The 3,468-nt window shown below is 32.3% G+C and carries 4 protein-coding genes; all 4 read left to right on the top strand.

Translation table 11 applies throughout. The annotated features are described in order from the left end of the window. The first annotated feature begins 269 nt into the window (after nt 1-269). The 4 genes from RBU60_RS13350 (at nt 270) to RBU60_RS13335 (ending at nt 3,305) form a co-directional block, all read left to right on the top strand. Nucleotides 270-1,004 carry an HNH endonuclease gene (locus RBU60_RS13350; protein WP_308865555.1) on the top strand — a complete coding sequence of 245 codons (735 nt, stop codon included), beginning with the start codon at nt 270-272 and terminating at the stop codon, nt 1,002-1,004. A gap of 140 nt (nt 1,005-1,144) precedes the next feature. Further along, nucleotides 1,145-1,681, top strand: a complete 537-nt coding sequence (locus tag RBU60_RS13345) for a hypothetical protein (RefSeq protein WP_308865554.1) — start codon at nt 1,145-1,147, stop codon at nt 1,679-1,681. 222 nt (nt 1,682-1,903) lie between these two features. Next, nucleotides 1,904-2,569, top strand: coding sequence for a DUF4145 domain-containing protein (locus RBU60_RS13340; RefSeq protein WP_308865553.1), 666 nt, complete (start codon nt 1,904-1,906; stop codon nt 2,567-2,569). 163 nt (nt 2,570-2,732) lie between these two features. Continuing rightward, entirely contained in the window at nt 2,733-3,305 is a 573-nt protein-coding gene (locus RBU60_RS13335) for a hypothetical protein (protein ID WP_308865552.1), read from the top strand. The last annotated feature ends 163 nt before the right edge of the window (nt 3,306-3,468 follow it).

Here is a 3,468-nt window from a genome sequence, read left to right as displayed (position 1 = left end):
AAATGTAGCTACTGCAATTAGTATTACAGCAACTGCAGAAAGAAATGTAGCTACTGCAATAAGAATTATGACAACTGGAAAAGAAAAAATAGAACCGAACATAAAAAACTACTGCCAACAACGTGTATAAAAAATGCGTAGTTTAGTGCTTAATCAAAGGAAAGTGCGTACTTGCTTTCTTCCGATTTTCCTGCGGAAAATCCTCGGGCGCAAACACGCACTTCTCATACACGAGCCGTTGCCATTAATACAAAGAAACATTGCGATAGATGGGAAAAATAACAAATGAAATGGCTCATACTTCATACGAAGTAGGAAAGAATATTTATCACAACAAAATATCTAGATTGAACGGATTGAAAATCTTAACCGATTTAGGAATGAACAACAGTTCAGCTAATTATTATATATATAATTACGCATATTTTATTACTGGTAAATTATTTACTGGGACAATAAGTGCTTACGCAACGGAATACTATTTACAGAAAATTTTAGAAGACAAAGGGAATGAAGGATTGGAAACAGCTCTACTTGCCTTGTCACAGCATTTGGATTATTATGAAGAAAAAACTAAAAGGTCAGTAAAGAAAAGACGTAATGTATATGATAAATATTACGAACTTCTTGAAAATAATATAATAGAACCAATTTATGCTGACGAAGTTGATTCCAACGGAACTTATTCCGAAGGAAAAACTAAACAAGTTCTAATAAACAGTTACGAAAGAAATCCAATCGCACGAAAAAAATGTATTGAACATTTCGGATTAAATTGTCAAGTTTGCGACTTTAATTTTGAGAATAAATTTGGTGTTTTAGGGAAAGATTTTATTCACGTGCATCATAAAATTGACATCGCCACTGTTGGAAAAGAATATTCTGTTAATCCAATTACGGATTTAATCCCAGTTTGCCCAAATTGTCATTCAATGTTACACAAAAAAAAACCTAATGCTTACACAATTTCTGAATTGAAACAAATAATATCTGAAAAGTACTAATGGCAACACCGTATATAATTTATTGCTGGTTTCTCGCCTACTTACGAAAGTCCTCTCGGACTTTCTTGGTCGGTTATTATTTACTAAATTAGTTGCTTAAAACACGCAACAAACCATATACAAACACGTTGTGCAACATTATGAAAAACCAATTTGCATATTTAATTTTAGTGCTGATTTTAATGTTATCGTGCAACGAAAAAACATCTAAAGTAGAACAATCTGTACTTAATGAAACTGAATTTGAGCTTGAATCTTTGAGTGCTAAAAAAAATCCAGATAAAACTAAAATTTGTGATTTAAGAACTCTAAAAGAAACTGATTCTATATTGCGGAAGAATCTAAAACTGAATGACCAAGTTTATTTGAAATTTATCGTGAATATGCACATTGATTGCGCAACAAATGCTGAATATAGTGAGTGGAATAATGAATTGATATTTAAAATGCTGGAACGAAACCCTGAAAAATTCATTGCATTTTTAAGTAGAGTTGCGAGAAAAACGAATAGCGAAGAAAAAACAGATTTTATTTTAGACCAACTCAAAAATCCAATTAATGACGGAATAAAAATCAAAAAGATAAAATCGGATTTAGAACTTTTAGAAACTGAAAATATAATTATCAAGCAGAACGTAATAAAATCACTAAATTTAGCGGAACAAAGCGCAGAATAACGTTGCACAACAAAGTATACAAACAATGCGAGAGCAGTCGCTAAATTAAAAATGAAGGCACTTTTTTACGTCGCCGAATTTTTACAAATCCGACTTATTGCAGAAAAAATTAATAAGCGGAATTTGTAAAAATCGGCTCGTGCTTAACCGAATGGCTATCGCCATTCTCCCTCGCACTGTTCGTATACAAGAACGTTGTAAGCCATTTAAAACCATACGAATATGAAATGCCCACATTGCTTAACTGAATTTCACGACAAAATACAAGACTATGATTTAGGACAAGATGTCGATGGAGATTGGGGAATTAGAAAAAGAATTTGTCCATCACCAAATTGTAGCCGACACATATATTATTTGATAAATGGGAAATGGTCGAGATATCAAGGCGGTGGTTGGAGTGCAGCTACAATAGAAAAAATGAACCTTATAAGACCTAAAGTTGGTAATCGAAATCCATTACCACCTGAAGTGCCTGAAATGTTTAGTGAAGATTATAACGAAGCTGTTATTGTAATTCCTGATAGTCCAAAAGCAAGTTCAGCTTTGAGTCGTAGATGCTTACAGCTTTTATTACGTGAAAAATCTGGAGTAAAACACGGGAATCTTGCTAATGAAATACAACAAGTAATCGACAGTAACCAACTTCCTTCTCATTTATCAGAAAGTATAGATGCTATAAGGAATATTGGAAATTTTGCAGCACATCCTTCAAAAAGTGAATCAACAGGAGAAATTATCCCCGTTGAACCAGGAGAAGCTGAATGGACATTAGAAGTGCTTGAAATGCTTTTTGATTTCTACTTTGTTCAACCCGAACGAACGAGAATTAAAAGAGAAGCTCTGAATAAAAAGCTTGGCGATTTAGGAAAACCAAAAATGAAATAAAAACGGCTTACAACAATGCGTATAAGCAATGGCTTGTTCTCGCCTACTTGGAAAATCCTGCGGATTTTCCAATGGTAAGTACCTGTTTGCAATTGTCCGTGTCGACCCACGCCACTGCTCATACACGAAACGTTGTGTGCAATATAAAAAAATCACGAATTAAATGGACATTTTCGTTTTTTACATATTAATTCTAATAGTTTTAATATTATTTGTAGTCGGAATTATTTACTTAAGTTATTGGGTTCCTAAAAGATTTGGAAAGAAAAAATTAGGAATTGTGATTTCCAGAATCTTAATAATCGGAACAGTAATATTAATTTTAACTCTCTTTTTTGAGGACAAGTTATTTTTCAAATCAGATGTTAAAGAATATTTGTCTTTTCAAAAAGTGGAATTGAAAGATGATTTTAAACTAATAAATAATGAAAGTGGTGGATTAAGAGATTATTATCACAAATTTGACTTGGAAATTTCAAATTCTGACAGAAAAAGCATAATTAATCTGATTAAATCAGCCGAAAATTATCAAACCGGAATAAATAATGAATTTTATCTACCTGAATTAGCAAAAAACAGATACGAAGGAGATACACTTTATGCAAATTACCAGACCACTTGGGCATATAAGAAAGCAATATTTTACCCGAATGGAAAAGGATACACACCGACTTACAGAATAATAAGTATTTGGAAAGAAAAAAACGAATTGACTTTTGAAGAAATTTTGGACTGAAAAAATACTGCACACAACACCGGTAACCGTTGCACAACCCCGTAATTCTAAAAAATACTATTCTAATAGCGCCATTTTAAGAGGGCTATTATTTTTAACAGGGTATCAAAACATCTTGATAATATTGGCTTATATACAATTTAAATAGTTTTAGTGAAGTGCT

The organism is Mesonia profundi (assembly GCF_031085155.1).
GTDB lineage: Bacteria > Bacteroidota > Bacteroidia > Flavobacteriales > Flavobacteriaceae > Mesonia > Mesonia profundi.
This window is presented reverse-complemented; position numbering and strand designations above follow the sequence as displayed.